The sequence below is a fragment of the Longimicrobium sp. genome (genome assembly GCF_036554565.1).
In the GTDB taxonomy this organism is placed as follows: Bacteria; Gemmatimonadota; Gemmatimonadetes; order Longimicrobiales; family Longimicrobiaceae; genus Longimicrobium.
In genome coordinates this window covers 1-3752 of the sequence record NZ_DATBNB010000882.1, presented here as the reverse complement: position 1 = coordinate 3752, position 3752 = coordinate 1, and the positions used below count along the sequence as shown (strand labels likewise).

Below are 3752 nucleotides of genomic sequence, written 5' to 3'. Positions count from 1 at the left end.
GCACCGCCTGGATGCGCGAGGCGTACGAGGGCACGCCCGGCAACCTCGGCATCAGCACGCTCCCGCCCGACGAGTTCCGCGCGCACGTCCGCCGGGCGGCCGAGGCGGGGATCTCGTCCACGGTTCACGCCATCGGCGACGCGGCGGTGGAGTTGGCGATCGACGTGCTGGGATCGGCGCCGCGCGTGGGCGCGATGCCGCACCGCATCGAGCACGTGCAGCTGTGCCCGCCCGACCTGTGGGAGCGGGCCGGGCGCTCGGGGCTGATCGGGTCGATGCAGCCCATCCACCTGATGACCGACATCCCCACCGCCGAGCGCAACTGGGGACACGAGCGGTCGCGCGGCGCCTACCCGTTCTCGCACCTGCTGCGGGCGGGGATGACGCTGGCGTTCGGCTCGGACGTGCCGGTGGAAACGTGCGATCCGCGGCTCGGGCTGTTCTCCGCCGTCCGTCGCGTGGGGTGGGATGGCGAGCCGGCGGACGGATGGTGGCAGGAGAACGCGATTTTGGCGGAGCAGGCGCTGCGCGCATACACCGAGGGTCCCGCCGCCGCTGCGGGGCTCGCGCACCGCACTGGCCGCCTGCTTCCCGGCTACGACGCCGACCTGGTGGCGTGGGACGTCGATCCGCTGGCGTGCACGCCCGACGAGGTGCGCGGAATGACCTGCCTGCTGACGATGGTGGCGGGCGAAACCGTACACCGCGCAGGCGAGGCGTCCGCGTGACGCCGGAAGGGCTGACGCGCGCGGCGGAGATCCTGGCGCGGGCGGAGCGCGTGGTGGTGAGCAGCGGGGCGGGGATGTCCAAGGAGAGCGGCATCCCCACCTTCCGCGACGCCATGGAGGGGCTGTGGGCCAACTTCGACCCGCAGGAGCTGGCGACGGAGCAGGGATTTCGCCGCGACCCACGGCGCGTGTGGAGCTGGTACGCGTGGCGGCGCCAGCGGATCGCGGAGGCGCGGCCCAACGCCGGCCACTTCGCGGTCGCGGAGATGGCGAAGGTGATCCCCTCGCTGGCCGTCGTGACTCAAAACGTCGACGGGCTGCACACGGACGCGGGATCGGAGGACGTCATCGAGGTGCACGGGAGCATCCGCCGCCTGAAGTGCCTGGACCGCAGGCACCTCTTTTCCGGCGAGCTGCCTCCGTACGAGGATGGCGAGGAGCAGGACCCGCCCGAGTGCTCCGTCTGCGGATCGCCGCTCCGGCCTGATGTGGTGTGGTTCGGCGAGATGCTGCCCGTCGCCGCCGTCGAACGCGCGTGGTCCCTCGCCAGCCGCTGCGATGCCATGCTGCTGATCGGCACCAGCGGCACGGTGTGGCCCGCGGCCGAGCTGCCGCTGGGGGCGCGCCGGGCGGGAGCACGCATCATCGAGGTGAATCCCACGCCTTCCGAACTCACCCACGCCGCCGACGTGTTCCTGCAGGGCCCCGCAGGCCAGGTGCTCCCCACCCTGCTCGACGAGGTCCGCCGCCGGAAGGCATCGCCCGTCTGATCCGCTCGCGACTCCTGCCGGGTGAACCGCCTGTCACCATTGCCGGTTCACGCCCCGGCTCTCATGTTTCGCGGCAGAGTTCCCGGGCGTCCATACGCCTCGCCGATCCGTCCCACCCGCCGCGGCTCCTCACATGTCCGTCCATCCCACGCTCATCCGCGCTCTCACGTGTGCGGCGCTGGCGCTGTGCGTCGCACTTCCCGCCGCCGCGCAGCCGACGCTTCCGGTGGAGGTGTTCGCCGGGCGGATGGACTTCGGCTCGCGCACGGGGCTTGGCGACCAGGACCTGGCCGGCGTGCGGCTGGGGCTGGACCTTCGCGACTACGCCGGGATCACCGGCTTCTACTGGCGGGGCGTGGACCGCGAGAACAGCAAGGCCGCGCCCGTGCAGGCGTTCGGCGCCGAGGCGCAGCTGAACCTGAACTCCGGCCGCGGCCTGACGCCCTTCCTGGTGGGCGGCGTCGGCCGCATCGACTTCCTGGAGGGCTACGCCGATTCCGCGGCGGCCATGCCCGAAGACCAGAACGCACTGATCGCGGGCGGCGGCGCGCGGCTGGACCTGGGCCGCGTGGGCCTGGTGGGCGCGGTCCGCAGCTACCTCTTCGAATCGCGCGACGAAGATTCCGAGGACCTGCGCAGCAACCTGCTGTGGAGCGCAGGGCTGTCGTTCCGTCTGGGCTCGTCCGGCCGCCGCGCCGCCGTGGTCGCCGCGCCCACCGTCATTCGGCAGACGCCCGACACCGTGTACGTGTCTCGGGACGGCGTCCGTGCAGAGGAAGCGCGTGACGAGTCGGAGCGCTTCATCACCATCCCCATCCCCAAGGAAGGCGAGATCTACCTGCGTTACGGCCCGGCGGATTCGTCCGGGATGAACCGGCGGCCGGCGGTGAACGGCCCGCCGATGACCGATGCGCAGGTGAACGACGTCCGCCGCCAGGTGCTGGCGGATCTGGAGCCCGTGCTGCGCGGGCTCATGGCCGAGCAGCGCGAGCAGATGCGCGACCTGATCCGCGACGAGGTGGCGCGCGTGGGCGCCGCCGGTTTGTCCCCGGCGGAGGAGGCGCGGATGCTGGAACTGGTGGAGGCCCGGCTGGCGCTGCGCCTGCGGGATGAGCTGGCGCGCGCCGGGGTGCAGCCGGGCGTGGCACCCGCCGCCGAGCCAGGCGGGAAGGGCTTCGATCCGCGTCCCCGGGCGTGGTGGCCATACGTGGGCGGCAACCTGGATCGGCCGCGCCAGTTCGTAATGGGCATCCGTACGGACCTGGGCCCGCTGAGCGCCTCGCGCCCCGCGCTGCGCCTGGTGCCCGAGGCTGCCATCGGCTTCGGCGAGGCCACCAACTCGGTGATGATCGCAGGGCACTTCCAGTATGACCTGGCCACGATCCGTCTGAGCGGCACGTCCATCATCCCGTACGGCTACGCTGGCCCTGGCTTCCTGTTCCTGGGCGATCCGCCGCGCGGCCGCGCGAAGACGGAGGCCGTGCTGAACTTCGGGTACGGCATCGTGGTGCCGGTGCCCAACCGCGGACCGAGTCCGCGCCTGTTCATTGAGCACCAGGGGGTGGACCTGTTCGACCTGAACCGCCTGATCATCGGCCTGCGCCTGTAACGGATCGCGGCGCCTGAAGGCCGGGCGTGGCGAACCGGCCGACGGATCGCGAGGGCCTCTGTCATCCTGAAGGAGCGGCCACGCGGAACCGGCTCGCACGCCGAATTCGGCAGCGACTGAAGGATCCGCCACACACTGCGCTGGACGCACAGTTTCCGCGGCTGGACGGAAGCCGTGAGCACGTTGAGGGAGGCACGAATGAGCACGATCCGCTTCGTCTGCTGGGAAGATGACGGCGCGTGGCTGGGTTATCTGCGGGAGTATCCCGAGTATCTCACGCAGGGCGAGACGCTGGACGATCTCGAAGAACATCTACTGGATCTCCAGCGGGATCTCACGAGCGGCGTCCTGACCGCATCCGTCCCGCCGCCGTCCTGAGTTGGTGCTGCGGGATGGATCGGCGCCTTTCAGCGAGTGTGTGGCGGATCCTTCAGTCGCTGCGGAGAATGGTGCAGCGGCGAGTGCCTTGGGGCCGCTCCTTCAGGATGACAATCCGGGTTTCGTGAAGCGGTCATCCTCGGCTGCACCGAGATCCCGCTCCTGGTCGGCCCAGCCGAGCGACACGACGCGCATCCACGCGGAGGCCGCGGGAGACCGCGCGCTCGCGTAGACCTGATAGGAAAAAGAAGCGGGGGGCAGGGCACC

The 3752-nt window shown here is 71.1% G+C and carries 4 protein-coding genes; all 4 read left to right on the top strand.

Features of this window, described 5'->3' with window-relative positions:
* On the top strand, positions 1 to 728 hold a 728-nt coding region (locus tag VIB55_RS24705; RefSeq protein WP_331879357.1), incomplete at its 5' end, for an amidohydrolase.
* Positions 725 to 1498 carry an NAD-dependent deacylase gene (locus VIB55_RS24700; protein ID WP_331879356.1) on the top strand — a complete coding sequence of 258 codons (774 nt, stop codon included), beginning with the start codon at positions 725 to 727 and terminating at the stop codon, positions 1496 to 1498. The genes VIB55_RS24705 and VIB55_RS24700, both read left to right, overlap by 4 nt.
* Positions 1499 to 1631: 133 nt before the next feature.
* Positions 1632 to 3107: a hypothetical protein gene (locus VIB55_RS24695; RefSeq protein ID WP_331879355.1), complete on the top strand. Its 1476-nt coding sequence runs from the start codon at positions 1632 to 1634 to the stop codon at positions 3105 to 3107.
* Between the two features lie 198 nt (positions 3108 to 3305).
* Positions 3306 to 3485, top strand: coding sequence for a hypothetical protein (locus tag VIB55_RS24690; protein ID WP_331879353.1), 180 nt, complete (start codon positions 3306 to 3308; stop codon positions 3483 to 3485).
* Positions 3486 to 3752: the final 267 nt, after the last annotated feature.